Consider the following 325-nt stretch of genomic DNA (forward strand, 5'->3'; position numbering starts at 1 on the left):
AACTCTGGAAAATCAGAAATTAAAAACGCTTGGAACGCAAAACTTGAAGAAAATGGCGTAACTATCACAGATACAACTTTCCAACTTCCACGCAAATTGGTTGAGTCAATCAACACAGCTTTGTTAAACACTAACCCAGTATTCAAAGTTTTCCACGTTACAAATGTTGGTGCTTTGCTCGTATCACGCTCTTTTGATTCATCAAATGAAGCACAAGTCCACAAAGACGGACAAACAAAAACAGAGCAGGCAGCCACACTCACTATTGATACTCTTGAGCCTGTAATGGTTTATAAATTGCAATCACTTGCTGAACGTGTTAAAC

Annotated in this window: 1 protein-coding gene; it reads left to right on the plus strand. The window is 38.5% G+C overall.

Going from position 1 to position 325, the window contains the following annotated elements:
• Positions 1–325, plus strand: a 325-nt coding sequence (locus L979_RS16525) for a hypothetical protein (RefSeq protein WP_197052185.1), incomplete at both ends; no start/stop codon positions are given.

The sequence above is a fragment of the Kocuria sp. ZOR0020 genome (assembly GCF_000800955.1).
In the GTDB taxonomy this organism is placed as follows: Bacteria; Actinomycetota; Actinomycetes; order Actinomycetales; family Micrococcaceae; genus Kocuria; species Kocuria subflava.